Source organism: Nonomuraea terrae (assembly GCF_004348995.1).
Classification (GTDB): Bacteria; Actinomycetota; Actinomycetes; order Streptosporangiales; family Streptosporangiaceae; genus Nonomuraea; species Nonomuraea terrae.
This window is the reverse complement of sequence record NZ_SMKQ01000001.1, coordinates 25,125-50,292: the sequence shown is the minus strand read 5'-3', so window position 1 is coordinate 50,292 and position 25,168 is coordinate 25,125. Positions and strand designations below refer to the sequence as shown.

Here is a 25,168-nt window from a genome sequence, read left to right as displayed (position 1 = left end):
CCCTCTTCGGGAAACCGGGGTCTACGCCTCGGCCCGCTCCACGACGCACGACCTGCCCGCGGCATGGTCACGTGTCGAGGAGCAGGTCCGCGAGATCAGCCGCCGCGACACGCCCCTCCTCGTCCAGGCCGCGCGCGGCGTAGTAACCGGAGATCATCGACCGCAGGCGGCCCGCGTCCAGCGCCGCGCGACGGCCGGAGCCGAGCTCCAGCGGCGTTTCCAGCATCCGGGCCGGCAGCGTGTCGTCGGCCGCGGTGGCCCCCTCGCGCAGGTTGAACGCGCGCTTGGCGCGGACGATCCGCCGGGCGGTGTCGCGCAGCTCGGCGGCGTCCATCTGCCATCCGGTGACCAGCGCGAGCAGCCTGGCCCACTCCGTGAAGGGGTCGTCGAAGACGCCGCGCAGGAACTTGCAGAGGATCATCGAGTCCATGACCGCGGCGCGGTCCTCGGTGTCGACCGCGGCGGCGACATGGGCCGCGCCACCGGCCAGCCGGTCGAGGTCACCCGACAGGTCGGCCTCGTAGGCGCCGGAGCGGTTGTGGTCGGCTCCTCTGGCGTTCACCGCGAGGCCGAGCGCCATCGCCTGCAGGCTGCGCGGCTCGTAACCGGGCAGCTCCAGCCCCTTGACCTGCGGCGCGAAGTCGATCGAGCCGTGCCCGACCACCTCGGCGGCCCGGCGTGAACCCTGCGCGAGCAGCTCCCCCAGGCCCGGCGACCGCTCCCCGATCGCGTCCAGCGCGCGCAAGAGCGCCGCGCCGTCACCGAACCGCAGCCACGGCTCGTCGAGCAGGCCGCGTTCGGCGCACTCCATGGCCCACGCGATCGTGCCGCCCGCGGAGATGGTGTCGAGGCCCAGCTCGTCACAGCGCGCGCTGGCGGCGAACACCTCGTCGGGGTCGGACACCCCGCACAGCGGGCCGAGCGCGAAGACGTTCTCGTACTCCATCCGCTGGCTGCCGCCGCCCTTGCGCGAGTAGATGTGCTCGCAACCGATGGAGCACGACGCGCAGCTGTTGCGCGCCACGCCGCGCAGCTCGTGCAGCTCCTCGGCGGCCAGGCGGGGCGCGCCTTCGAAGGTCGCCGCGGTGAAGTTGCGGGTGGGCAGGGTGCTGACGGCGTTGAAGGCCAGCAGGTTGGCCAGTGTGCCCAGCTCCCGGTACTTCGCGGTGGCCGGGCCGAAACTGCGCCGGCGCAGGTCGCGGGCGGCGGCGAGAACCCCTGCCTGGTCCGCGACCGACACCTTGGTCGCCGCTTTGACCAGCACGGCCTTGATGTTCTTCGCGCCCATCGCCGCGCCCAGGCCGCCCCGGCCGGCGTGGCGGCCGTCATGGCTGATGGTCGCGTATCTCACCTGGCGCTCGCCAGCCGGGCCGATGGCGGCGGTGCGCCAGTTGCGGCCGAACCGCTCCTTCGCCGCGGACTCCGCCTCGGCCGCGGACAGCCCGGCCAGCTCGGGAGCCGGTTCGAGCCGCACGCCGTCGCCGTCGATCAGCAGCACCGACAGCTCGTCGGCGCGACCGCGGATCACGATCGCGTCATGCCCGGTCAGCTTGCCGGCGATGGCGAACTGGCTGGACGCGAGGGCGTCGGTCAGCAGCCCGGTCAACGGCGACTTGGCCACCACCGCGAATTTCGCGCTGGTCGTCAGCGGGGTGCCGACCAGCGAGGAGAAGACGAAGGCCAGCGGCGCCTCCGGGGCCAGCGGATCGACCCCGGCGGGCGCCAGCCGGTGCATCAACCACGTGCCGAGGCCCACGCCGCCCAGATAGGACCGCAGCACCCGCTCGTCCAGCTTGTAGGGGGCGCTGCTCGCCTCGCTGCCGAGGACGTCCACGAGCAACGCTTGTCCGAAAAATCCACCTGGCGCCATGTCCTGACCCTACGACCTCAGCCGCCGGCGTCCGCGGACAGGAAGGCGACGGTGTCTCCGGCTACCAGAGGCAGCGACTCGTCCCGGGTGACCTGATCGCCGTTGAGCGCGGCCACGACGTGACGGTTCAGGGTCAGCCCGGCCTCGGCCGCCGCGGCCCCGAGCGTGGCGGCCCGGACACCGCGCGGCCGATGGCCGCCGTTCCTGGCGAGCGCGCCGAAGCACTCCACCACGACCTCCGGCGGCTGCCGGTCCCGGGCCGCCGCGTAGTCGTCCGGGGAGTTGACGTTGACCACGGACTCCAGCGTCGGGTCGTGCCGTGCGAGCTCGGCGTCGGCCAGCAGGTCCTCGTCGCTGAGCCGCGCCACCTCGCAATGCTTGAAGAGCATGCCCGGACGGAGGTCGCCCCCGGCCAGCAGGTCCTTGACCAGCCCGGCCAGGGCGGTCCGGTAGCCGGCGGCCAGCGGCTGCCGGAATCCCCGGGCCACCGGCAACGCGACGTCCGTCCCCGGCGTCAGGGCGCGCAGGACCCGGCGGACGAACGCCGGGTGGAGGAACGGCATGTCGGTCGAGCAGACGAACGCCGTCTCGGCCCGGTCGGCCACCGCCGCGAGCCCCACGGCCAGCCCCTGCATGGGGCCCAGCCCTTCCACGGGATCCTCGACGACCGAGACCCCCGAGGGCAGCGGCGGGAGCTCCTGCCCGGGCGCGGCCACCACGACGACCGGGCCGTCGACCGTCCTGGCCAGGACCGCGGTGGCCCGGTACAGCAACGTCGAGCCGTGCCATTCCAGCCAGGCCTTCGGCCGGCCCATCCGCGTGGAGCGCCCGCCGGCAAGCACAACGCCCGCAGCAGTCTGCATGTCCGCATGGTAGGCCACGACATTGATCGCGGTTACAACGGGGCAGAGTGGCTCATTTCGGTCAACGGCCGGGCGTGCCTGATCCTCACGCGGACGCTGCTGCCGATCGGGGGAAGCTCGGTGGTGAGCAGGTCGCCGGGGTGCAGGCAGGTGAGCGGGCCTGCGGAGGTGTCGACGTCGACGCGGGTGGCGATGCCGAGCGCGACGGTCCTGCGCAGCGTTCCGGTCACCTCGGCGGAGTCGTCGGACGGATGGAGCACGAGCTGAGTGTGCTCGGGCCTGGCCACGAGGGTGTGCGGCCGGCCGGTGAGAGCCGGCGGGAGGAGGTTGGTGTAACCGAGCAGCCGGGCCGTGTCGGCGTCACCGGGGTGGTCGAGCACCTCGGCGGTCGGGCCGTGCTGGCGGATCCGGCCGCCGATCAGCAGCGCGGTGTCCTCGGCCAGGGCGAGCGCCTCCTGCCGGTCGTGGGTGACCAGGATCGTGGCGGTGGGCTGCCCGGTCAGCGCGGCGCGCAGGTCGGCGAGCAGGTCGGCGCGCGTGGTGCTGTCCAGCCCGCTGAACGGCTCGTCGAGCAGCAGCACCCGAGGTCCGACCGCGAGCGCGCGGGTGATGCTGACCCGCTGGGCCTCGCCTATGGACAGACTGCGGGCGTCCCGGCCGGCGAGGGGCACGAGGCCGAGCGCCTCGATCCACGGCCAGGCGCGGGCATGGGCCTCGCGGCGGCCCACGCCGCGGAAACGCAGCCCGCTGATCACGTTGGCGGCCACCGTGCCGCGGCGCAGGATCGGCCGTTGCAACACGGCCACGAGCGCGTGGCGCATCAGTGACCGCGTCGCGGGACGGCCGTCGAGCAGGACCTGTCCGCTGACCCGATGGCTGCTGAGCAGGCCCAGCGCGCGCAGCAGGGTCGACTTGCCGGCGCCGTTGGGGCCCAGCACGGCCAGCGTGCGTCCCGACGCGACGTGCAGCTCCGGCACGCTCAGCAGCTCGCGGCCGCCGGCGTGCACGCGCAGGTCGCGGCACCCGATCCCGGCGCTCATCGCGGCACCGTCTGCCGCTGCTGGATCAGGGTCAGCGACAGGTTCACGCCGAACGCGATCAGCAGCAGGATCAGGCCGAACGCGATCGCGAGCGAGAACTGGCCCCGGCTGGTGGCCAGCACCGCGGCGGTGGTCAGCACCCGGGTCTGGCCGGCCAGGTTGCCGCCGACCATCTGCGCGGCCCCGACCTCACTCACCACCGCGCCGAACGCGGCCATCGCCCCCGCCAGCAGCGGCAGCCTGGCCTCCCCCAGCAGCGCCGCGAGCGCGCGGATCGGGGTCGCTCCGAGCGCCTGCATCTGCACCCGGAAGTCGGGGTCGGCCTGCTGCAGCGCGGCCGCGACCAGCGCGACCACGATCGGGGTGGCGATCGCGCCCTGGGCGATGACCATCGCGGTCGGGGTGTAGAGCAGGCCGAGCCCGCCCAGCGGCCCGCTGCGCCACAGCAGCACGGTGACGAACAGGCCGACCACCACCGGCGGCATGCCCATCCCCGTGTTGGCTGCCGCCAGGATGACCCGCCGGCCAGGGAACCGGGCCAGCGCCACGGCCGCGCCCAGCGGCAACCCCACGAGCAGGGCGATCGCGGTCGCGGTCAGCGAGACGCGCAAGGTCAGCGCGATGATCGACCAGCTGTCCTCGTCCCCGGACAGCAGCAGCCTGATCGCGTCCGCCAGCCCGCCGAACAGCACGTCCATCGCGTGACCTCACAGGCCCAGTTTCGCTTCGTCCTTGCCGGCGTCTGGAGTGAACAGCGGCTGGCCGTACTTCGCCCGCCCGAACTCACCGATGAGCCGCTGCGTGGACGGGGCCACGATCCAGTCGGCGAACGCCTTCGCGCCGTCGGTCCGCACCCGGTCGCCTGCCTTCTTCGTCATCTCGATGACGTGGTAGACGTTCAGCAGGCCCGGGTCGCCCTCGCTGAGCACCTCCAGGGACAGGGTGTCGCGCTGGGTGAGATAGGTGGCCCGGTCCGACAGGGTGTAGCCGGCCTTCTCACTGGCGACGCGCAGGGTCTCGCCCATGCCCTGCCCGGTGGACTGGTACCAGGATCCGCCCGGGGTCACCCCGGCCTTGGACCAGAGGTCCTTCTCCTTGGAGTGCGTACCCGACTCGTCGCCCCGGGAGACGAACACCGCCTGCTCGTCCGCGATCTTCTTCATCGCCTCCGCGCTGCTCGTGCCCCGCACCTTGGCCGGGTCCGCCTCCGGACCGAGCAGCACGAAGTCGTTGTGCATCACCAGCCGTCGCGCGCCGGCGCCGCCCTCGGCCACGAACTTCTCCTCCGCGGCGGGGGAATGCACCAGCAGCACGTCGGCCTCGCCGCGACGGCCCAGCTCGATGGCCTGACCGCTGCCGACCGCCACGGTCTTGACCTGCCAGCCGCTGTCGCGGGTGAAGACCGGCAGCAGCTCGTCGAGCAGCCCGCTGTCCTGCGTGCTGGTCGTGGTGGCCAGGATCAGCGACTTCGGCGCCGGGTCTCCTGGAGCGGCTCCGCACCCGGCCAGTAAGGCCATCGCCAGCGAGGCCAAGACAACCAAGATCCTGCTACGCATTGAGGTGACCCTATCTGTGCTACTTCAGAGGAGTGCAAGAGTAAGCTGCGCAAGTGTGACCCGATATCGGGAAATTTGCAACGATCTCGCCCAGCGGGTAGGCGCGGGGACTCTCCAGCCCGGCGACGAACTGCCGGGCGTACGCGAGCTCGCCCAGCAGTGGCAGACCACCGCCTCCACCGTCAGCCGCGCGCAACGTCAGCTGGCCGAGGCGGGAGTGCTGGAGCTGGCCGACCGCCGCCGTGCGCGCATAGCCCCCGGGGCCGTGCTCGCCGCCCGGCGGTTCCTGCACGCGGAGTCGATCTTCACCCTGGCGGGCAGCGACGACCCCGCTCTCGACCTGCTCGCCGGCGCGCTGCACGGAAAGCTGCGCATCGTCACCGGTGAGGGCAGCGTCGCCGGACTCGGCGCGGTGCGCCAGGGTCGCGCCGACGGCGCCGCCGTCCATCTGCTGCACCACACCGGCGTCTACAACGCGCCCTTCGCGCGGGGCATGCTGCGCGGCCTGGAGCCGCACCTGATCCACCTCTGGCGACGCGAGCAGGGCCTGATCGTGGCGCCGGGCAACCCCCACGGCATCACCGGCATCGCCGATCTCCCGGGGCTGCGGGTCTGCTCGCGACGCCCGGGCACCGGTACCCGGATCCTGCTCGACCGGCTGCTGCTGGCCGCCGGTCACGACCCGGACGACCTCCGTGGGCCGCAGGTCGGCACCCATCTCGAGGTCGCCCTGGCCGTCGCCACCGGCACCGTCGACGCCGGCCTCGGAGTCCGTTCGGCCGCGACCGACCTGGACCTCGACTTCATCCCCGTCACCTGGGAGGACTTCGACATCGGGCTGGACAAGCACGCCCTCGACCCGGCCGCTCATCTTGTCGACGCACTGCGCACGCCGGCCCTGCGCGACAGGATCTCCGCACTGGGCGGCTACGACACCTCCAGGTCCGGCGACGTCACGAAAGTGCCCGACCCGGCGTAGTGCGGCGATCTCGGGGTGGACGGGACGGGCACGCCCGGGACATCCTGTGGCGTGCTGTTGCGCCAGTTGGAGTATCTGGTCGCCCTGGCCAGGGAGCGCCATTTCGCCCGCGCCGCCGCGGCCTGTCACGTCTCCCAGCCGTCGTTGTCTGCGGCCATCCGCAAGCTCGAACGCGAGCTCGACGTGCCGCTGGTCCGGCGGGGACAGCGGTTCGCCGGGCTCACCCCGGAGGGCGAACGGGTGCTGCTGTGGGCGCACCGCATCCTCGCCGACGCCGACGCCCTGCGCCAGGACCTGTCGAAAATGCGCGAAGGGCTGTCCGGCACGCTGCGCTTGGGCGCGATCCCGACCGCGCTGACCGCCGCCTCGCTGCTGACCACGCCGTTCTGCGAGCGATATCCGCACGTACGGGTGCTGCTGACCTCGCTGTCGTCGCGGGAGATCGCCCGGCGGCTGGCCGAGTTCGAGATCGACATGGCGATGACGTACCTCGACGACGAGGAGGAGGACCTCGGCGAGGTGCGCGTCAGCCCGCTGTACGAGGAGCGCTACCTGCTGCTCACCCCGTCCGACGGTGAGCTGGCCGACCGGCAGGTGGCCCGCTGGGCCGAGGTGGCCGCGCTGCCGCTGTGCCTGCTGGCCCCCCAGATGCGCAACCGCCGCATCCTGGACGCCAACTTCCGGCGGTCGGGGGCGGTGGCCGTGCCGGCGATCGAGACCGACACCGTCTCGGCCCTGTTCGCGCACGTGGCGACCCAGCGCTGGTCGAGCGTCATCGCCCACGCGTGGCTGCACATGTTCGGCGTGCCCGAGGGGATGCGGGTCGTGCGGCTGGAGCGGCCCGCCCGCGAGCCGCGCGTCGGGCTCGTGCTGGCCGGCACGGGCCCGGAGTCCGTGATCGCCAGAGCCATGCTGGACATCGCCCGGGACCTCGACCTGCGTGAGGTGTTCGACCGGCTCGCCGGCCGGCACCTGGCATAGACGCCGCCTATCACCCGATAGGGACAAACGTTTTGACCTGCGGAAACTCCTCGGCGGACAGTGTGATCAACCCCCGACGACGAGGAGCAGAGACCATGGCGAAAGTGCTGTGCGTGCTGTACGACGACCCGATCGACGGACACCCGACGGCCTACGCGCGAGACGGCCTGCCCGACCTGGCCGGCTACCCGGGCGGCCAGACGCTGCCCAGCCCCAAGGGCATCGACTTCACCCCCGGGCACCTGCTCGGCAGCGTCTCCGGCGAGCTGGGGCTCCGCCGCTTCCTCGAGGAACGCGGTCACACGCTGGTGGTCACCTCCGACAAGGACGGCGACGGGTCGGTCTTCGACCGCGAGCTGCCCGACACCGACGTGGTGATCTCCCAGCCGTTCTGGCCCGCGTACCTGACCGCCGAACGCATCGCCCGCGCCCCCAAACTGAAGCTGGCCGTCACCGCCGGCATCGGCTCCGACCACGTGGACCTCGACGCGGCCATCGCCCACGGCGTCACGGTCGCCGAGGTCACGTACTGCAACAGCATCAGCGTCGCCGAGCACGCGGTGATGATGATCCTTTCCCTGGTCCGCAACTACCTGCCCGCGCACCGGACCGTGCTCGACGGCGGCTGGAACATCGCCGACTGTGTCAGCCGCTCCTACGACGTCGAGGGCATGCACATCGGCACCGTCGCCGCCGGCCGGATCGGGCTCGCCGTGCTCCGGCGGCTCAAGCCGTTCGACGTGCACCTGCACTACACCGACAGGCACCGCCTTCCGGCCGAGGTGGAGAAGGAGCTCGGGCTCACCTTCCACACCGACGCCGCCGCCATGCTGCCGCACTGCGACGTGGTGACCGTCAACGCGCCGCTGCACCCGGAGACGGAAGGGCTGTTCGACGACCGGCTCATCGCCACGATGAAGCGCGGGGCGTACCTGATCAACACTGCCCGCGCCCGGATCGCCGACCGCGACGCGATCGTGCGCGCCCTGGAGAGCGGGCAGCTCGCCGGCTATGCCGGCGACGTCTGGTACCCCCAGCCCGCCCCGGCCGACCACCCGTGGCGGACGATGCCGCACCACGGCATGACCCCGCACATCTCCGGCTCCTCCCTGTCGGCGCAGGCCCGCTACGCCGCCGGCACCCGCGAGATCCTCGAGGCGTGGCTGGACGGCACGCCGATCCGGGAGGAGTACCTGATCGTCGAGGGCGGCGCCCTGGCCGGCACCGGAGCCCACTCCTACAGCACCCGGACGCGCTAGCGGCGGCGGGCGCGGCCGCCTGTCCCCAGGAGGCCGCGCCCGTGTCAGACGCGTTGCCGGCCGAAGGTGATCACACCGCCGAGCTGGGCGCCGAGTTCGAGCTGGTCGTAGAAGATGCGGTGCGACGTGATGTAGCCGTCCGCGACCTCCGACAGGCTGCACGCGCGCACGGCGATGGGCCGCCCCGTCGGCTCCAGCACCTCACCGCCCGGGACCAGGTAGAGGCCTTTGTGGGTGCCGGTCAGGGTGTACTCCGCCACGAGGGTGTCGCCCGAGATGGTCACCGACTTGGGCGTGCACATCGAGTCGGGGAACGCCTCCATGAACTGCCCGTAGTAGGAGGCGACCTCCTCGCGGTCCTGACCGATGCCGTCGGGCGCCACCAGAACGGCGCGTGGACTGAAGCATCCGGCCAGGCCGTCGAGGTCGTGCCGGTTGAACGTCCTACGGAGCTGGACCAGCACGTCTAGAGGATCGGACATGAGAGGTTCCCTTGTCAGAACGAACAGACGTGGGCGAATTGCCCGATATGCCATGCTTCGCCACCATAGCGCGGCCAAGTTACGTCCGACCCCCGACGTGGTCGAGGTAACACGTCACCGTTCGCGCCATTCGTCAGTGATCTCGAAGCACTCGATCCCCCGACGGCCGGCTCCGGACACAACGCGGCATCGCGCGTGTCCTCGACGCCGGCGCCGCCGATACGATGCCCGATCATGCAACGTCTGAACGGGGTGCTGATCGGCGCCGTCTTCGGGATGGTCTTCGTGGCCGTCAACGCCAACGCACCGCTCCCACCCGTGGCCGGCACGATTCTCCGCGCTCTCGCGACCCTGGGCCTCGCGGCCGTGATCGTCATGTGGTTCGTCGCCATGCGCCGGACCAAGGGCGGCACGGACACCGGCGGAGACCCCCGTCCCGGGATGTTCAACCGCAAATACGTGGTGATCGTCGCCCTCGAAGCGATCGCCCTGTTCGGCGGCATCCAGGTGTTACGCCTGCTGGGATGGCCGTCGCAGGCGGGCGTCGCCTGGACGGCCCTCATCGTCGGGGTGCACTTCGTCGCGCTCTGGCCGGTCTGGCGCGCGGTCAGCATCCTGATCCCCGGGATCGGCCTGACGGTTCTGGGCCTGGCCGGGCTCGTCATGGTGTGGACGCAGGCCGTCACCTGGGTGCCGTTGGCGAGCGGCGTACTGTCAGGCCTGGTCCTCCTGGCCGGGTCACTCTTCTACGCGCGGCGACAACTCCGCGCACTGACGGCACGCTAGCCCGCACCCCTCACGTCGGGCGGGATGATCGCTCGCACGCAAGGGCCGACGACAATCCTCGGGAGTAGTCTGCTCCTGTGTGCACATACGGGATGGTCACCTACAAGGTCCACTACGTGTGCGTTCCCTGCCGGCAGAGCCACAAATTGCCCTGGGACGGCGCAGAGCACCTCTGCACGCACTGCCGCCGGCCCATGCTCTTCGCCGGCCACGACTTCGCCGCACCACGCAAGTCCAAGGACCGCGAGTGGGCAGCCGTCGCGGCCGTCCTGGGAGCGGGACTCCGCTACGAGGGATTCGAGCCGTGCGGCTGTGGCCAGGAGCCGAAATACCGTCCGCGCACAAGCGCGCAGGTACGAGCCCGGCGCAGGATCGCGGCCCGCAAGGGACTGACCGACGCCGAAGCACTGGCACTACGCGACCCCGCCGACGCCTGACGTCGAGCAACGAAGCCCTCGCCCATCGACCGCCCCCGCCCTCGCCGAACCCCAGCCGCCTAGAATCCACTCGCCCGGATGTGGCCGGAGGCATGAGTGGCTGATCTCCGATGACGGGGGGCCGGAAAGCGGACAAGGCCCTGCAGGCCTGGACCTCCTGGATGGCGACCGTCTTCGTGGCTTTGCTGGTCTCGGATCTCGTCACCGAAGGATTCACGGCGGACCATCTCATCGCCCGGCTTGTTGTGTTCGGAGTCGGCTGGTTCGCCGGGATGCTCGTCATCCGCCGGCGAGCGCGTCGGGCGACCGACGATCCGGACGGGCCGGACGACGCCGGCTCATGAGTTCGGCGGTCACCCGGCGTGACAGGGGGCCGATGAGTGGAGGCAGACGGGGAGCCGGCTCTTCGCGTCCAGGACCACCCGGGCGCCCAGCGGCTGCCCGAGCCGGACGACGTCCGCACCGGACCGGCCGACGCCCGCGCACAGGCGACTGCCGATGTGCTCCTGAACCTCGATCCCGAGGACCACGACGTCGCGCCGCTCATCGGTCCGCGGGCGGACGGCCGGCCTGTCCCGACTGCTGCAGACGCCGTATTCGTAGCTCACCCGCAGCGTGCGCTCGTCGAGCACTTCGAAACCTGTGACGTCGGCGGGCAGGTGGCGGCCGACGGCGTCCTCGACGGTGCCGGCCGTGGCCAGGTCGACCGCGATGTGGTCGACCGCGCCCGGCAGGTTCGAGAAGGACATCCGCCACGCCGGGACGGTAGCCATGCCACGCAGGGTCCGCACGCGCATGGTCGTGAAGGTGGCAGCGGTCATCTTGTACGCCCGGTCGTCCTTGACGGAGGCCTCCTCGTCGTAGGGGGACAGCGCGACCAGCGCCCGGCGCGCGCCGATCACGGGGACCCGCATGGTGGAGCCGTCGTCCCAGCGGATCCACGCCTCGTCCGGGGTCGCGGGGAGCGGGCCGGCCACGGCGAAGCCGTACTCCTCGTCACTCGAGATCTGCATCTCGACGTCCCGTGGCATCTTGCTCAGGCCCTCCACCGGCACGAACCCGTCGCGCCAGATCTCCGCCGCACCGCTGGTCCGCCAGGTCCGGACGGCACGGGCGGCGTGGTCGTCGAAGGTGAGTTGTCCGATGAGGAGGTGGCCGTCGCTGACGAGCAGCGTCACCGCCAGGAGCGTCACGAGTAAGCGCAGCATCCGGAGATTATCGAGGGTCACCGGCGACACGGGGGGGGAGAGGTACCGGCAGTGGTCGGGCGGTCCGCAGCTTTTTGTCGCCGCCGTCCTCTACGCTCCGACCCTGTTGATCAATGGGATGGCGGCAGGAGACGGGGTCCATGGCGCGGTTGTTACGCGGTTGCGATGACGAGATATGGGTGCAATTCGGACAGCTGGGGGTCTTCTTCGAACGCAACGAGGGCGATCTCGTGCTCGAAAGCCCCGACGGCGAGGATCACCCCGCAACCGTCCGGCTGGAGGCGTGGGATGCACCGCCGCCCGATCCCGGGGCTCCCTGGCGCCCGGTCGAGGACACCACCATCGAGGGCGGCACCGGGTTCGTCACCGTGGGTTCGGTGGCTGAAGAGGCGAGCCGGCGATTGATCATCGGCCCGCCCCACTTCCTGTACGGCGTCACCGCGCACGTTCAGCAGGGTGAGGAGTTGCCGGAGTTCATCTTCGAGGAAGAGTTCGAGCGGGCGTGGGAGGAGCGCGCGCCCGAGCGATGGCTGATCAGGTTCTGGCCCCTCCGGGACGTCTTCGACCCTGCCCGGCACGCGCGTCCCGACAGGGCGCACGGCCGGCGGCCGCGCGCGGTCGAAGTGCCGGTCTCCGCCGCCGAGCACTGGCCCGTGGCACGGCTCGGCCACCGGCAGGCGGCCCTGCACAAACAGCTCGCCCGCCAGGGGATGACCATGGCCGACTTCCTCACCGCCCAGGGCCTGCCGCCGGACATGCCCTTCGACCGGTGGCAGGCGGCGATGGCGGAGCGGGAGGCGCCCGCCCTCGCCGAACGCGAAGGATGGCCACACTGGCTGACCGAGCTCGTCAAGAAATACCCGCAGATCATCGGCCACTGGCATCGCCTGCCGGACACGGTCGAGCAGTGGGCCTCCGAGGGGCGCGAGGAGCGGGTCCGGGACCTTGCCGAGTCCCTGCACACCGCCGAGATCCTCAGCCCGGACGGCGGCGCCTTCACCGCCGACATCCATGCGTACGAGCCGCAGCCGGGCGGAACCTACCGAGGCTGGCGCTGGGACTACGCCAATCGGCCTGCTCATGAAACCTTCGGTGTCGACCGACGCGTCGTCTGCCACGACACCATGAGCGGAAAGGTGCTGGTCACCGGCATCGTGACGGTCCTGGGCCGCGACAGGCAGGGCGGCTATGAGGTCCGCGACGCCACACCTGCCGAAGCAGCCCGTCTCCGCTGCGCGGAAGCGGCGTGGAGCGAGCCGGACGAAATGGCCGGATGACCGCCGGCGGCAGGGAGTTCCGGCGCCACTGCGTCAGTTGGGCGCCCGCAATTGTTGACTGATCGGTTCCTTATTGCTAGGTTCTTCGCATGGGCAGGCCAAGGACGTTCGACATCGACACGGCGGTGGATCGCGCGATGGAGTTGTTCTGGCGTCAGGGGTTCGAGGCCACCTCGACGGAGGATCTCGTGGAGGGTCTCGGAATCGCCCGGGGCAGCCTGTACAAAGCGTTCGGCTCCAAGGAGCAGCTCTACGCGCTGGCGCTTCGCCGTTACTGCGAGCGCCACGCGGTGGGGCTGATCGAGATCCTGGAGCGGGCGGATCAGGTGCGTCCGGCGATCAGGGCGGTGCTCCTGGAATTAGTGGAGGCCGACCTGGCCGATCCGGAGCGGGGGTGCCTGCTGGTCAACGCGGCCACGGAGCGCTCGGCGCACCGCGACACGGTGCGGCAGGTCTCCCGCACGATGGGCCAGATCGAGGCGGCCCTGGCCGGAGCACTGGAGCGGGCCCGCGCCCGTGGGGAGATCGCAGCGGACAAGAATCCACGGGAGCTGGCCCAGTTCCTCACCACGTTCCTGCAAGGCCTGCGGGTGATGGGCAAGGCCCGCGCGGATCGCGCGTTCCTCGAAAACGCCGTCGAGGTCGCCCTGGGCGCGCTCGACTGATTTTTCGTTACCCGAATTTGGAACCAAACAGTCAACAACTTGGGAGTAGTCATGGATCTCGAACTGCAGGGCAAGGTCGCCATCGTCACCGGCGCGAGCAAAGGCATCGGTCTCGCCACCGCGGCGGCGCTGGTCGGGGAGGGCGCGCAGGTGGTGGCGAGCAGTCGTACGAGCACCCCTGAGCTCGACGCCCTGGCCGCGCGTGGCGTCACCGTGGTGCTCGCCGACATCACCGACGCGGACACCCCGCAGCGGCTCGTCGACGCCGCGCTGTCGACGCACGGGCGCCTGGACGTGCTGGTCAACAACGTCGGCATCGGCGGTGTCCGGTCAAGCTTCCTCGACATCGACGACGCCGCGTGGGCGCGGATGTTCGACGTGACCTTCTTCAGCGCCGTTCGCACCAGCAGGGCAGCTCTGCCCGCTCTGCTGGACAGCCACGGGGCGATCATCAACATCAGCAGCATCAACGCCCGGCTGCCGTTCCCGATGGTGGTCGACTACTCTGCGGCGAAGGCCGCGGTGGCCAGCCTGACCAAGGCCCTGTCGGAGGAGTTCGCACCGCGCGGCGTGCGGGTCAATGCCGTGGCGCCCGGCCCGGTGCGCACGCCGTTCTGGACCGCCCCGGGCGGCTTCGCGGACGCCGTCGCGGCCGGCGCCGGTGTCACCGCCCAGCAGGCGCTCGACGAGGTGGTGCCGCAGAGCATGGGGATCAGCACCGGCCGGATCACCGAGCCCGGCGAGGTCGCCGACCTGGTGTTGTTCCTCGCTTCCGCCCGCTCAGCCAACACCACCGGCGCGGAGTTCACCCTCGACGGCGGCCAGGTCAAGACCCTCTGACCTCTACCGAAATCCGGGGAGCGGAGACGGTATTCGGTTGATCGTACGCTTGCGGCCATGAGCGATCTTCGCACTGTGTCGTTCGATCTCGGCGTCCACTATGGACAGGCGTACCTCGTCGACGACGGCATGAGCCCGGAGGGAATACCCGCCGATCATCCTGAGCATCCAGTCGGGATCATACGGGTGGATGACGGCGGCGCCTTCCTGATCACGGGCCTGCACACCGGAGCGGTCGGTTTCTCCGTGACCGTGGCCGACCAACGACCCGGGCGCGGAGACCGACGGGGTACGAGGACATCGTGGAGATCAGCTTCAGGTCGGAGGCCGGACACCTGTCCCTGCACGAGTGGCGCGGCGGTGACGTCCACGAACTGCCCACGCTGCCCGCGGGACCAGGCTGGTTCCGGCTGCGCTACCACGCTCAGAACATGGACGAGGCCGCGGAGGTGGACACCTCGGACGAGATCATCAACCGCCACCTCCTGCAGATCTGGCCTCAGGAAGAGTCGACACCGCGCACGCTTGCCGCGCGGTGGCCGGTGCCTGGGGCGGGCCGGTCGCCGACGTCGCGTTCCTCGGCCGGAGGCGAGGCCACGCCCCGGACGCTCGCGAACAGTGCGGTCGTACAGTGAAAGAAAGCTGTCGTGACTGGTGGCTGGTGCCGACCCAGGTCATCAGCATCGAGGGCTCGCAGGTCGAGGCCCGAAAACGTAGCCGTGACAACAAGTCGCCGTCTCCTCCCGGGCGATCACATGGCAAGTCGCTCATAGGAACGGGAGACGCTGATGGCGCTCTTTGACACCGATGTGCTGATCGTCGGAGCCGGCCCCACGGGCTTGCTGCTCGCGGGTGATCTCGCCGCGAGAGGCGTCGCGTGCATGATCGTGGAGCGGGAGCCCGGAGGTTCGAAGCTCTCCCGGGCATTCGTCGTCCACGCAAGGACGCTGGAACAGCTCGACGCCCGGGGGGTGGCCGACGAACTGATCGAGACCGGCGCGATCTTCGAGACGATGCGGCTGTTCGGCAACCTGGAACTCGACATGTCCCTTCTGCGGTCGCGGTTCCCGTTCCTGCTGTGCACCCCGCAGTACAACACGGAACGCGTGCTGGAAAACCGTGCGTCCAGGCTCGGCGTGGAGGTTCTGCGGGGAATCGAGGTCGTCGGTCTCCGGCAGGACGCCGGCGGTGTGGACGTGAACATGCGCATCGCCGGCACCGTACACACCCGGCGAGCGAAATTCGCGGTGGGCGCCGACGGTGTGCGCAGCGTCGTACGAGACGCGCTCGGCGTTCCGTTCCTCGGGCGTTCCGCGGTGGATTCGGTCATGCTGGCCGACGTCCGCCTCAGCCGGCTCCCAGCCCATGAGCTGGCCCTTCTCAGTACCAGCGCGGAGGGCTTCTGCTTCATCGCCCCCTTCGGAGACGGGCGGTACCGGATCATCGCGTGGGACCGGCGACGGCCGCTTCCCAGCAGTGCACCGGTCACTCTCCAGGAAGTGAGCGATATCGCCCGCCGCGTCATGGGTAGTGACCTCGGCCTGCACGACGTGCGCTGGCTGACGCGGTTCCACAGCGACGAGCGGCAGGTTCCCGACTACCGTGTGGGCCGGGTGTTCCTGGCGGGCGATGCCGCGCACGTTCACTCTCCCCTGGGCGGGCAAGGGATGAACACCGGCCTGCAAGACGCGGCCAACCTCGGCTGGAAGCTCGCCGCGGCGGTCCAGGGCTGGGCTCCGGACGGCCTGCTCGACACCTACCACGCCGAACGGCATCCGGTCGGCAGCATGGTTCTGGCACTCAGCGGTCGCCTGCTCACGACGGCCCTGGCCCGTACCCGGCGTGCCAGGGCCATACGTGCGACGCTCCCGATCATCAACCTGCTCCCGCCGGCCGCCCAGCGGCTGCGGGAGACCATGTCGGGCCTCTCGATCTCCTACTCCGCGCCTCCGGGATCGCACCCGCTGGCCGGCCGACGAGTGCCGGACGTTCTCCTGACCGGCGAAGCGCAGCGGCTGTACGCGGCGCTGCGCGCTGGGCGCTTCGTGCTTCTGGCCCCCGCCGACGAGCCCGCCGTGATGGGAATCCCGCTGCCCGCCACAGTGATGCACGCCACGCCGATGAGCGGCCGTTTGCCGCTCATGCTCGTCCGTCCGGACGGGTACATCGCCTGGGCGAGCACCGCCGAGGATCCCGCCACCCGTCTCTCCGGCCTGCGTTCGGCCCTCACAGCATGGTGCGGCGTGCCTCCGGCGTCGTCTGATCACAACCTCGGCTCCGCGTCCTCAGGCCGGTCTGACCAGCGTGCTCGGGGGTGAGGGGAGGCCGCCGTCGAGCATGAGAGCCCCGCGGTCCGGTTCCTTCAGCCGGTCGAAGGGGTCGGCGTCCTTTGCTCGGCGCTCTCCCCCTCCGGTGCGGTGATCTTCCGGATGCCGAACAGGGACAGCAAGGTGATCAACGACAGCGCGGACACGTACAGGGCGATCGCGGTCGAGGACTGATAAGTCTCGAAGAGGGCGGTGGCCACGATGGGGGTGAGCGCACCGCCGATCATGCCGCCGAGCTGGTAGGCGATGGAGATGCCGCTGTAGCGGTAGCGCACGTCGAAGATCTCGGTGAACAGGCCGCCCTGCGCGCCGGCCATGAGGCCCTGCACGATCGCGGCCACCACGAACGCCAGCAGCGCAGCGCCCCAGTCACCCGTGTTGACCAGGGCGAACATCGGCACCGGCCAGATCACGGCGGTCACCGCGCCCAGGATGTACATCCGCTTGGAGCCGAATCGGTCCGACAGCACGGCCGACGCCATGATCGTGCCGATCCACACCACGGTGGAGGCCAGGATCAGGGTGAGCAAGGTGCTGCGCTCGAAGCCCACCACGGTCGTCCCGTACGTGAGCATGTAGACGATCACGGTGTAGCCGATCGCGGGCGCCGCGATCGAGGCCAGGCTCGCCAGCGTCAGGTTGCGCGGCTGCCGCCGGGCCAGCTCGGTGAAGGGCACCCTGCTGGTGGCGTTCCGCCGCTTGACGCGCTCGAACTCCGGCGCGTCCTGCAGCCGGGTGCGGACCACGACGCCGAGGATCACCAGCAGCACGCTGAGCAGGAACGGGATGCGCCAGCCGTACGACATGAAGGCCTCGTCGGACAGGCCGGAGACGGCGAGGAAGGCCAGATTCGAGGTGAGCACCCCGACCGGCACACCGAACTGGGCGAAGCTGCCGAAGACGGCGCGGCGACGTGGCGAGGCGTGCTCGGTGGCGATCAGGATGGCGCCGCCCCACTCTCCGCCCACGCCGAAGCCCTGCACGATGCGCAGGACGACCAGCAGCAGCGGCGCCCCGATGCCGATGGCGGCGTAGGTGGGCAGCAGGCCGATCGCGAACGTCGCCCCACCGGTCAGCATCAGGGTGAGGATCAGCATCGATTTGCGGCCGATCCGGTCACCGAAGTGGCCTATGACCGCCGCGCCGAGCGGGCGGGCGACGAATCCGACCGCGAACGTGGCGAAGGCGGCGAGCGTGCCGGCCGCGCTGGAGGCCTGCGGGAAGAAGAGACTGCCGAACGCCAGCGCCGCGGCAGTGCCGAAGATGTAGTAGTCGTACCACTCGATCGACGTGCCGACGAAGCTCGCCGCGAAGAGACTCTTGGTCGATGGTTGCCTGGTGGATGCGGGGGAAGCCACGGGGGGTGCTCCTCGAACAGGCGGAGGGGGCCCTGCGTTACGAAGATCTCGCAGGTGACCTAAATGTAAACTCGCCGCCACGGCCGTTCGTCAGTCTTCTGACGGTGGCCCGTCTACGTCATATGTCGCACCCCGCGGGAGTTCACCCGAGCGGGCGAGTCTCCGCCCTGATCGGCACCTCCAGCAGCCGCGGCCCGCGTCCCGGCCCTGCCATCGCCAGCTCGGCGGCCAGCTCGTTCCCGTCCGATACGCGTCGCGCGGGCATGCCGTAGCCCGCTGCGATGCGTGCGACGTCCAGGCCGGGCAGGTCCAGGCCGGGGGCGTCCGTCACGCCGAGCTGGGAGACGAAGCCGCGCAACGCTCCGTAGGTGCCGTTGCCCAGCACGACGAAGGTGATGGGCAGGTGCTCCTGCACCGCGGTCCACAAGCCGGCCACACCGTACTGGGCCGCGCCGTCGCCGAGCACGGCCACCACGGGCCGGCCGGGGTCGGCGAGCGCCACCCCGACCGCCGCGGGCAGCCCGAAACCGAGCCCGCCTGCGGCCGGGAAGAACATGCTGCGCGGACGGTCGAGGTCGAGCTGCTCCCAGAACTGCGAGGTGTTCGAGGTCGACTCGTTGATCAGGCGGACGTCGCGAGGCAGGGTGCGCGCCATGCGGGCGAACACCGCACCGGCGGTGAAGGGCGCCGTGTCCTCCAGCGGCGGATCGGGCCGGCCCACGGGCGCGGGCGCGGGTCGCGCGGGCGAGTCCGGGAGCGCGTCGAGCAGTTGGCCGGCCACCGCCCCGACGTCGGCGACGAGCGCGTCCCCGAACGCGCTCCTGGCCGCCGCCTCCGGGTCGAGGCTCACCGCGATCAGCTCGGCGCCCTCCGGCAGCCACGGACCCGGCCGGTAGGCGTGGTAGCGGAAGACGGGGGCACCCAGCACGAGAACCAGGTCGTGGCCGGCGAGGCGCTCGGCGACGCCGGCGATGCTCGGCGGCAGCACGCCTCGCCACAGCGGGTGCCGGGTGGGGAACGGGCAGCGCGGCGGGGTGGGCGCGGTCCACACCGGCGCCCGCAGCCGCTCGGCCAGCGCGGCCACCTGGGCGAAGGCGTTCTCCTCGTCCGCCTCGGGGCCGATCACCAGCACAGGCGCCTTCGCCTGCCGCAGGCGGTCGGCCAGCTCCGCCACCACCTCCGCGGACGCGGCACCGGCGGCACGGACGCGGCGCGAGGCCAGGTGCGCGACCTGGTCGGCGTCCGCCTCCTGTGCCCAGTCGTCCCAGGGCAGGGACACGAACACCGGACCGGCCGGGGGCAGCGTGGCCAGGTGGAAGGCCTGCGACAGGGCACGCGGTACGTCCTGCGGACTGGACGGCTCGAACGCCCACTTGACGTGCGGCTCGGGCACGCGCGTCATGGCCGGCTCACCGAGCACCGCACCCAACCCGATCATGGACCGCGCCTGCTGTCCGGCGGTGATCACCAGCGGCGTCCGGGAGGCACGGGCGTTGGCCAGATTGCCCATCGCGTTGCCCAGCCCTGCCGCGGAGTGCAGGTTCACCAGCGCCGGTCGGCCGCGGGCCTGGGCGTAGCCGTCGGCCATGGCCAGGACCGCCCCCTCGTGCAGCCCGAGCACGTAGCGGAAGTCCGGTGGGAAGCCGTCCAGGAAAGGCAGCTCGTTCGATCCGGGATTGCCGAAGACAGTCGTCAGCCCCCACGTACGCAGCAGGTGGTACGTGGTCTCGCGCACGGTCGGCATGTGGTGCACTCTCCAGATTCACCTCGAACGTGTCAATGCCCGACCGCGTGTCCAGGACCGGCCGTCATGAGCCGCACTTCCCGCTGCGGGGAAGTGTTGGCGCGGAGGAGGGCCGGGGCGATGATGTGGGTGTGCCCCAAGCCTTGGACCCGTCCGTCCGTACCGGCCACCACACGATGCAGGCGCTCGTCGAGGTGTCGGGTGACGGCCTGGCCCTGCTGGACGTGGAAGGCCGCTTCGTCATGGTCAATGAGGCGGCCACGCAGGTGCTCGGCCTGCCCGCCGCGGAACTGGTCGGGCGGACCGCTCCGTTCGTCACCACCCCGGAGCGGAACGGGCCGTCCACACGCCATACCGACGCGTGGACGGCTCCGGACGGACGCCGTTGCGACCTCGAATACCGCATCTCGCCGGTGGGCGGCGAAGGGTATGCGGTGTGGTTCAGCGACGTGACCGAAGCCCGGCGCCAGCAGCAGCGGCTGGCCGCCATCACGCGGGCGGCATCGCGGGTCGCCGGCTCCTGCTCGCTGCGCGCGACCCTTGACGCGGTGGCCCACGAGATCGTGCTCACCGCCAACATCGCGGCCGTTCAGATCCTGGCCGTGGACGATCCCGCGGACGAACTCCGGGTGCTGGGGATGGCGGGCTTCGGAGACGCCCCCGACTTCATCCAACGCCTGGGCGCCTGCCGCCGGCGAGGCGCACAGGTGCTCTTCATGGAGGCCATCAGGACCAGGAAACCGGTCGTGGTCCGGCACCGCAGGGCCGTCATCATGGCGGATCCGCGCTGGGCGCCGCTTCACGAGATCATGGATCGCCCGAACTGGGACGACTTCGTGTCGCTGCCGTTGATCGTGCGGGACCGCATCGTCGGTGTGATCAACACCTACTACGTCCCCGGCGAGGATCCCTGCTCGAATTCGCTGGCCTTCCTGGAGGCCATGGCCGATCACGCCGCGGTCGCCATCGACACCGCCTCCCTCCTCTCCCAGACCCGGTCCCAGGCACAGGAGCAGGAACGCCGTCGGCTTGCCCGCGAGCTGCACGACTCCGCGGTCCAGCAGCTGTTCTCCATGCGTATGCAGGCCAAGGCGCTTCGTGCCGAGCTCGACCGGGCCAGCGCCGGCCCCGCCACCGTCTGCAACGCCGCGGAGGAGATCGCCCAGCTCTCCGAGAGCGCGCTGGCCGATCTTCGCAGGCTCGTGTTCGAGCTGCGCCCCCTGGACCTCGGCGCGCAGTCACTGATCGACGCGGTCCGCACGCATGCGGCGAGTGTCGAGACACGCACCGGCATGGCCGTACACGTGCGGGTTTCATCCGACCTCGACCCGGACGCCGGCATCGATCTTCAGGAGGACGTCTACCGCATCGTCCAGGAAGCGCTGCACAACGTGGTGAAGCATGCCGGGGCGACCTCGGTGGACATCCGCTTCGCCAGGGCCGGTGAGGGCGGCATGGTCGTCGAGATAGCCGACGACGGATGCGGGCTCGGCCTGGCGCCCGGCCCGGCGGCGGCGACCCTGCGGAACAAACTCGGGCTCGTGTCGATGCGCGAACGTGCCGAGCGTTGGGGCGGACGGCTGGCGGCCGGTCCTCGGCAGGCCGGCGGCTGGACCGTCACGGTCACGCTACCGTCGGCGAGGTAGAACGGCGGCGGAGAAGGAATGTCGATGAGCACCTCCAGACCAGAGGTCATCCGCGTCATGGTGGTCGACGACCACGCGATCGTACGGCGCGGCCTCCTGGCCTATATGGCGACAATTCCGACATTTCACATGATCGGAGAGGCCGCCAACGGAGAGCAGGCCATCGCCCTGCTGAACGAGTGGCGCACTCTCGGTCAGCCGCTGCCCCACGTCGTGCTGATGGACTTGCAGATGCCCGGCATGGGAGGGATCGCGGCCACCGAAGTGATCACCAGAACGCATCCGGACGTCAAGGTCGTGGCGCTGACCAGCTTCGGAGAGGTCGAGAGGGTGCACAGCGCACTCGCCGCCGACGCGGCGGGCTATCTCCTCAAGGACGCCGACCCCGACGAGGTGGCCATGGCCATTCGCGCGGCGGTGACCGGAGGGATGCACCTCAATCCGACCATCGCCCGCCAGCTCACCCGGCGGATGACGGCCCCGCCTGCCGGCCTCACCTCGCTGACAGCCCGGGAGCGGGAGATTCTCATCCTGATCGCCGAAGGGAAATCCAACCGGGACATCGCAGGCCAGCTGACCATCAGCGAGCGCACGGCCCGCACCCATGTCAGCAACGTGCTCGCCAAGCTCCAGTTGTCCTCCCGGACGCAGGCCGCGCTCCTGGCCATCCGCGAAGGGCTCGTCCCACCGAGCTGACCCGCCGTACGTCATTTGTCGCAGTAGACCGTGCGGAATCGACAGGTCCAGGTCGTCATTCTCGCGAAGACGCGCTCCGTAGGGCGCTATAGCGTCCAGGCAACACGCCTAGCCGAAAGCTGGCGCGGCATCCCACAACGCGACAGAAGGGAGGGAGCGGCCTGGACCCTCTCCGAGCCGGAGATGTGGTGTCCGCGCCGCGATCTCGATGACTGCTGACCCGATGTCCGCCGGCGACCTGGTGACAGGTCTGGTCATCGACGGCGAGACCGTCACCACCGCGGAAACAATCCCGGTCCACGATCCCAGCCGTCCGGACACCGTCGTGGGCTGGGCGGCGGCGGCCACTCCCGCGGACTGCGAACGCGCCGTCGAAGCCGCTCAGCGGGCCTTCACCGGCTGGGCCGCCAGGTCCGCGGCCGAGCGAGCCGAGCTGGTGCTCGCGGCCTTCGAACCGCTCGCCGGATCGGCCGCCGCCCGAGCCGAGATCCTCACCAGGGAGAACGGCAAGTGCCTGCAGGAGTCACAGATCGACCTGGCCGTCTTCGAGGTACGCTCCCGCGTGGCCGCCACGCTGGCGGAGGGCTTCCCCCCGCTGAGCACGCTGGCGGCGCCACCCTTCGCCACTCGGATCCACCGGGTGCCGGTCGGCGTGGTCACCGTCATCGTGCCGTTCAACTGGCCGCTGGCCATCCTCGGGGCGAGCCTGCCGTACGCGCTCATCGCCGGCAACACGGTCGTGGTGAAGCCGCCGCCCACCGCGCCACTCGCGATGGTGGAGACCTTAAGAGTGATGGCGCAGGAGCTCCCGCCGGGGGTGCTGAACGTCATCACCGGCGGTAATGACGCCGTCCAGCCGCTCCTGACCGATCCTCGCGTGCAACACGTCGTGTTCACCGGCAGCACCGCCGGTGGCCGCGCCGTCATGGCGCTGGCGTCCCAGTCGCTGGCCAGGATCACGCTGGAGCTCGGCGGCAACGACCCGGCGCTCCTGCTCGACGATGTCCGGCTGGACGAGGGCATGGTCGGGGCCCTCGCCGGCGCCGCCTTCATGACGACCGGTCAGGTGTGCATGGCGGTCAAACGTGTCTACGTTCCCCGCTCGCGCTACGCGGAGCTGGTCGAGGCCATGGGCGCCGCGCTGGACGGCCACCGCGTGGGCGACGGCCTCGATTCCCGGAGCACGATGGGCCCGTTGAACACGGCACGGCAACGCGACGTCGTCCAGCAGATGCTGGAGCAGGCGCGGGCGAAGGGCGCGGAGATACGCGAGTACGGCAGCGTGGACGAGGACGCCGTCGCCGGCGGCGGCCACTTCCTCCGTCCGGCGCTGGTGCTCGATCCGGCCGAGGACCTGCGGGTCGTCACGGAGGAGCAGTTCGGCCCGGCCCTGCCGATCCTGCCCTACGACGACCTGGACGCCCTCGTGGAGCGGCTGAACTCCGAATGGTCGGGGCTGTGCTCCTCGGTCTGGTCTCCCGACGTCGACCGCGCCACGGCCGTCGCCGCGCGGTTGCGCACCGGCACGACCTGGATCAACCAGGCCAACGCGTCCGCCTGCGACGACCGGGCTCCGTTCGGCGGCTTCCGGCAGAGCGGTGTGGGCCGGGAAATGGGACCGGACGGGCTTCTGGAGTTCACCGAATCCCACGTGGTGACCGCACCGGCGTGATCACCCGGGCCCTGCCGTGCCCCTGATGAAGGCACGGCGGGGCCGGGCGAGCGCGTCAGACGGTGGCGGCAGTACGCCAGCCGGGCCGGTAGCTCTCCCGGGCCATCACCGAATACGGCGCAGGGCTCACGACGGCGCGCACGGCGAACTGCTCGTGCGGCTGCACGGTCGGCTTGCGGCTGCCGCCGTCCGGCTCACCCCAGATGACGCGGACTTCGGCGCCGAGCGGGACGTCCGGATCGACGGTGGCGAGGGACAGGGCTCTGCGCTCGTTCGCGCTGTAGCCGGTGAACATCGACAGGCCGACGAGGTTGCCGTCGGCGTCGGTCACCGAGTCGTAGTTGGACGAGCCGTAGTTGGCGTTGGGCAGGTCGAAGAACTGGTAGCCGGGGCCGTTCAGGTCGACGGGGGCGGCCAGCAGCCGGGCCACGTCCTCGGCGTGCCAGGCCAGGGTGACCTTGCGCCGCTGGGTCTCCGGGACGACGGCCGCCAGCGCGTCGCGCCCGATGAAGTCATGATCGAACTTGACGAACGGTCCGTAGCCCAGGTCCCACGGGTTGACGTAATAGTCCTCGATCTTGTCGGAGACGAAGCTGCCGGCCAGGGCGTTGGTCGCCTCGTAGCTGTCGGCGCCGAGCCATTCACGGTACGGCCGGAGCTCCTCGCTGGTGTAGACCGCGGGGAGCGGCGACGGGATCCACCCGGATTCGAGGGTGTTGCAGGAGTAGGCACGCGCTCCACAAGGTTCGAGCCCGAACTCGCGGCCCGCTTCCAGGATGGCGTCCCGCACCTTGTCATAGGTCTCGTACGGCCCCCACAACTCCAGGCCCGGCGCGCCGGCCATGCCGTGACGCAGGGTGCGTACCCGCTCGCCGGCGACGTTCATGTGCGCCATGCGGAAGAACCGCAGCTGTTCCACGGGGCCGCCGTTGACCTTCTCGATGATCTCCCACGCGCGGGGCCCCTGGATCTGGAAACGCCACAGGTCGCGGGTCACCTGCTTGCCGTAGGGCCGCGACGGTGAGCGCGGGTCCAGCCGGATCTCGACGTCGTATCCCGCGCCGGCCCGGAACGTGAGCCAGTTGGCGACCGGGGCGCGTCCGACGAAAATGAATTCCTCGGCCGCCTCCCGAAAAAGAATTCCGTCGCCGATGACGCCTCCCTCGGGGGAGACGGGGACGAACTGCTTGGCCGAGTCCACCGGGAAATTGGCGACGCTGTTGACGCCGGTGTCGGAAATGAGCCGCAGGGCGTCCGGGCCAGAGACGAACAGGTTCACCATGTGGTGCGACTGGTCGTACAGCACCGCCGTCTCGCGCCAGGCGATCACCTCCCGGCGGAAGTTGGTGAACTCGTACGGGACGACCGGATAGATGTAGGCCCCGAGCTGGGAGTTCCGCAGCAGCTCTACCGTGTTGCCGGCCTGGTCGAGGATTTCTTGGAGGTTTTTCGCGCTCATGTTCAGCCCGTTCTTGTGCGACA

General features: G+C 70.6%; 24 protein-coding genes. 14 read left to right on the top strand and 10 right to left on the bottom strand.

The window, feature by feature from the left end:
- Nucleotides 1-67: 67 nt before the first annotated feature.
- The 5 genes from E1286_RS00280 to E1286_RS00260 are packed head-to-tail and all read right to left on the bottom strand — an operon-like array spanning nucleotide 68 to nucleotide 5,329.
- Nucleotides 68-1,834, bottom strand: coding sequence for an aldehyde ferredoxin oxidoreductase family protein (locus E1286_RS00280; protein WP_246074273.1), 1,767 nt, complete (start codon nucleotides 1,832-1,834; stop codon nucleotides 68-70).
- A 53-nt stretch (nucleotides 1,835-1,887) separates the two neighbouring features.
- On the bottom strand, nucleotides 1,888-2,733 hold the full coding sequence (locus tag E1286_RS00275) for an NTP transferase domain-containing protein (RefSeq protein ID WP_132607934.1): 846 nt from the start codon (nucleotides 2,731-2,733) through the stop codon (nucleotides 1,888-1,890).
- A gap of 32 nt (nucleotides 2,734-2,765) precedes the next feature.
- On the bottom strand, nucleotides 2,766-3,773 hold the full coding sequence (locus E1286_RS00270; protein ID WP_132607932.1) for an ABC transporter ATP-binding protein: 1,008 nt from the start codon (nucleotides 3,771-3,773) through the stop codon (nucleotides 2,766-2,768).
- Nucleotides 3,770-4,471, bottom strand: a complete 702-nt coding sequence (locus E1286_RS00265; protein WP_132607930.1) for an ABC transporter permease — start codon at nucleotides 4,469-4,471, stop codon at nucleotides 3,770-3,772. Before E1286_RS00265 ends, E1286_RS00270 begins: the two co-directional genes overlap by 4 nt.
- A 9-nt stretch (nucleotides 4,472-4,480) precedes the next feature.
- Nucleotides 4,481-5,329 carry an ABC transporter substrate-binding protein gene (locus E1286_RS00260; RefSeq protein WP_132607928.1) on the bottom strand — a complete coding sequence of 283 codons (849 nt, stop codon included), beginning with the start codon at nucleotides 5,327-5,329 and terminating at the stop codon, nucleotides 4,481-4,483.
- 55 nt (nucleotides 5,330-5,384) lie between these two features.
- Between E1286_RS00260 and E1286_RS00255 the strand changes: the two genes are divergently transcribed.
- The 3 genes from E1286_RS00255 to E1286_RS00245 all read left to right on the top strand — a co-directional run bounded on the left by E1286_RS00255 (nucleotide 5,385) and on the right by E1286_RS00245 (nucleotide 8,548).
- Nucleotides 5,385-6,308 (top strand): substrate-binding domain-containing protein, encoded by a 924-nt coding sequence (locus tag E1286_RS00255; protein ID WP_132607926.1) that lies wholly within the window; start codon nucleotides 5,385-5,387, stop codon nucleotides 6,306-6,308.
- 51 nt (nucleotides 6,309-6,359) lie between these two features.
- Nucleotides 6,360-7,289, top strand: a complete 930-nt coding sequence (locus tag E1286_RS00250; RefSeq protein ID WP_132607924.1) for a LysR family transcriptional regulator — start codon at nucleotides 6,360-6,362, stop codon at nucleotides 7,287-7,289.
- Nucleotides 7,290-7,384: 95 nt separating this feature from the next.
- Nucleotides 7,385-8,548 (top strand): NAD-dependent formate dehydrogenase, encoded by a 1,164-nt coding sequence (locus E1286_RS00245; protein WP_132607922.1) that lies wholly within the window; start codon nucleotides 7,385-7,387, stop codon nucleotides 8,546-8,548.
- Nucleotides 8,549-8,592: 44 nt separating this feature from the next.
- On the opposite strand, the gene E1286_RS00240 is transcribed toward E1286_RS00245, so the two are convergent.
- Complete coding sequence (locus E1286_RS00240; protein WP_165969496.1) at nucleotides 8,593-9,030, bottom strand: nuclear transport factor 2 family protein; 438 nt, start codon at nucleotides 9,028-9,030, stop codon at nucleotides 8,593-8,595.
- 234 nt (nucleotides 9,031-9,264) lie between these two features.
- Between E1286_RS00240 and E1286_RS00235 the strand changes: the two genes are divergently transcribed.
- From E1286_RS00235 to E1286_RS00225, 3 genes are all read left to right on the top strand, one after another.
- Nucleotides 9,265-9,816 (top strand): hypothetical protein, encoded by a 552-nt coding sequence (locus E1286_RS00235; RefSeq protein ID WP_223189380.1) that lies wholly within the window; start codon nucleotides 9,265-9,267, stop codon nucleotides 9,814-9,816.
- Nucleotides 9,817-9,893: 77 nt separating this feature from the next.
- Nucleotides 9,894-10,253: a hypothetical protein gene (locus tag E1286_RS00230; protein ID WP_246074263.1), complete on the top strand. Its 360-nt coding sequence runs from the start codon at nucleotides 9,894-9,896 to the stop codon at nucleotides 10,251-10,253.
- Nucleotides 10,254-10,414: 161 nt separating this feature from the next.
- Nucleotides 10,415-10,597 (top strand): hypothetical protein, encoded by a 183-nt coding sequence (locus E1286_RS00225; protein WP_132607918.1) that lies wholly within the window; start codon nucleotides 10,415-10,417, stop codon nucleotides 10,595-10,597.
- A gap of 9 nt (nucleotides 10,598-10,606) precedes the next feature.
- On the opposite strand, the gene E1286_RS00220 is transcribed toward E1286_RS00225, so the two are convergent.
- Nucleotides 10,607-11,461 carry a hypothetical protein gene (locus E1286_RS00220; RefSeq protein WP_132607916.1) on the bottom strand — a complete coding sequence of 285 codons (855 nt, stop codon included), beginning with the start codon at nucleotides 11,459-11,461 and terminating at the stop codon, nucleotides 10,607-10,609.
- 179 nt (nucleotides 11,462-11,640) lie between these two features.
- Here E1286_RS00220 and E1286_RS00215 point away from each other — a divergent pair, with 179 nt between their 5' ends.
- The 5 genes from E1286_RS00215 (at nucleotide 11,641) to E1286_RS00195 (ending at nucleotide 16,561) form a co-directional block, all read left to right on the top strand.
- Nucleotides 11,641-12,738, top strand: a complete 1,098-nt coding sequence (locus E1286_RS00215; RefSeq protein ID WP_132607914.1) for a hypothetical protein — start codon at nucleotides 11,641-11,643, stop codon at nucleotides 12,736-12,738.
- A gap of 89 nt (nucleotides 12,739-12,827) precedes the next feature.
- On the top strand, nucleotides 12,828-13,403 hold the full coding sequence (locus E1286_RS00210) for a TetR/AcrR family transcriptional regulator (protein WP_132607912.1): 576 nt from the start codon (nucleotides 12,828-12,830) through the stop codon (nucleotides 13,401-13,403).
- Between the two features lie 51 nt (nucleotides 13,404-13,454).
- Nucleotides 13,455-14,243: an SDR family NAD(P)-dependent oxidoreductase gene (locus tag E1286_RS00205; RefSeq protein ID WP_132607910.1), complete on the top strand. Its 789-nt coding sequence runs from the start codon at nucleotides 13,455-13,457 to the stop codon at nucleotides 14,241-14,243.
- Between the two features lie 302 nt (nucleotides 14,244-14,545).
- On the top strand, nucleotides 14,546-14,878 hold the full coding sequence (locus E1286_RS00200) for a hypothetical protein (protein ID WP_132607908.1): 333 nt from the start codon (nucleotides 14,546-14,548) through the stop codon (nucleotides 14,876-14,878).
- 153 nt (nucleotides 14,879-15,031) lie between these two features.
- Nucleotides 15,032-16,561, top strand: a complete 1,530-nt coding sequence (locus tag E1286_RS00195) for an FAD-dependent monooxygenase (RefSeq protein WP_132607906.1) — start codon at nucleotides 15,032-15,034, stop codon at nucleotides 16,559-16,561.
- 44 nt (nucleotides 16,562-16,605) lie between these two features.
- Here E1286_RS00195 and E1286_RS00190 read toward each other — a convergent pair whose 3' ends face one another.
- Both E1286_RS00190 and mdlC read right to left on the bottom strand, forming a co-directional pair.
- Nucleotides 16,606-17,928, bottom strand: coding sequence for an MFS transporter (locus tag E1286_RS00190; RefSeq protein WP_132607904.1), 1,323 nt, complete (start codon nucleotides 17,926-17,928; stop codon nucleotides 16,606-16,608).
- A 142-nt stretch (nucleotides 17,929-18,070) separates the two neighbouring features.
- Nucleotides 18,071-19,672: a benzoylformate decarboxylase gene (gene mdlC, locus E1286_RS00185; protein ID WP_132607902.1), complete on the bottom strand. Its 1,602-nt coding sequence runs from the start codon at nucleotides 19,670-19,672 to the stop codon at nucleotides 18,071-18,073.
- A 131-nt stretch (nucleotides 19,673-19,803) separates the two neighbouring features.
- Here mdlC and E1286_RS00180 point away from each other — a divergent pair, with 131 nt between their 5' ends.
- From E1286_RS00180 to E1286_RS00170, 3 genes are all read left to right on the top strand, one after another.
- Nucleotides 19,804-21,318, top strand: coding sequence for a sensor histidine kinase (locus tag E1286_RS00180; RefSeq protein WP_223189378.1), 1,515 nt, complete (start codon nucleotides 19,804-19,806; stop codon nucleotides 21,316-21,318).
- 57 nt (nucleotides 21,319-21,375) lie between these two features.
- Complete coding sequence (locus E1286_RS00175) at nucleotides 21,376-22,014, top strand: response regulator (RefSeq protein WP_223189376.1); 639 nt, start codon at nucleotides 21,376-21,378, stop codon at nucleotides 22,012-22,014.
- A gap of 208 nt (nucleotides 22,015-22,222) precedes the next feature.
- Entirely contained in the window at nucleotides 22,223-23,686 is a 1,464-nt protein-coding gene (locus E1286_RS00170) for an aldehyde dehydrogenase family protein (protein ID WP_132607898.1), read from the top strand.
- Nucleotides 23,687-23,741: 55 nt separating this feature from the next.
- Here the strand turns inward: E1286_RS00170 and ligM are convergent, their stop codons facing one another.
- On the bottom strand, nucleotides 23,742-25,145 hold the full coding sequence (gene ligM / locus E1286_RS00165) for a vanillate/3-O-methylgallate O-demethylase (protein WP_132607896.1): 1,404 nt from the start codon (nucleotides 25,143-25,145) through the stop codon (nucleotides 23,742-23,744).
- Between the last annotated feature and the right edge of the window lie 23 nt (nucleotides 25,146-25,168).